Source organism: Clostridium sp. Marseille-P2415, assembly GCF_900155545.1.
Classification (GTDB): Bacteria; Bacillota; Clostridia; order Lachnospirales; family Lachnospiraceae; genus Lacrimispora.
This window is the reverse complement of sequence record NZ_LT732526.1, coordinates 1,811,979-1,812,849: the sequence shown is the minus strand read 5'-3', so window position 1 is coordinate 1,812,849 and position 871 is coordinate 1,811,979. Positions and strand designations below refer to the sequence as shown.

General features: G+C 66.1%; 1 protein-coding gene. It reads left to right on the top strand.

What is annotated here, in order from left to right; translation table 11 throughout:
- Positions 1–871 (top strand): hypothetical protein (locus tag BQ9856_RS13300; RefSeq protein ID WP_200801372.1); only part of this gene is annotated, 871 nt, incomplete at both ends.

Sequence of the window (871 nt, the reverse complement as noted above, 5' to 3'; positions counted from 1 at the left end):
GCCCGACAGGAGATACCGGTCCAACTGGTCCGACAGGAGATACCGGCCCAACGGGAGATACCGGTCCAACCGGCCCGACAGGAGATACCGGCCCGACAGGAGACACCGGCCCAACCGGTCCAACGGGAGACACCGGCCCAACCGGTCCAACAGGAGATACCGGCCCAACCGGAGATACCGGTCCAACTGGTCCGACAGGAGATACCGGCCCAACGGGAGATACCGGTCCAACCGGCCCGACAGGAGATACCGGTCCGACAGGAGATACCGGCCCAACCGGAGATACCGGTCCAACTGGAGATACTGGTCCGACTGGCCCAACGGGGGACACTGGTCCAACTGGTCCGACAGGAGATACCGGCCCAACGGGAGATACTGGTCCGACTGGCCCGACAGGAGACACCGGCCCAACCGGTCCAACAGGAGACACCGGTCCAACGGGAGATACTGGTCCGACTGGCCCGACAGGAGACACCGGTCCGACAGGGGATACCGGCCCGACAGGAGACACCGGCCCGACAGGGGATACCGGCCCGACGGGAGACACCGGCCCGACAGGAGATACCGGTCCGACAGGAGACACCGGCCCAACCGGTCCAACGGGAGACACCGGTCCAACTGGTCCTACAGGAGATACCGGCCCAACCGGAGATACCGGTCCGACTGGTCCTACAGGAGACACCGGTCCAACGGGAGACACTGGCCCGACAGGAGATACCGGTCCAACCGGCCCAACGGGAGATACCGGCCCAACCGGCCCGACGGGAGACACTGGCCCGACAGGAGATACCGGTCCGACCGGTCCAACGGGAGACACCGGCCCAACAGGAGATACCGGCCCAACGGGAGATACCGGCCCAACCGGCCCGAC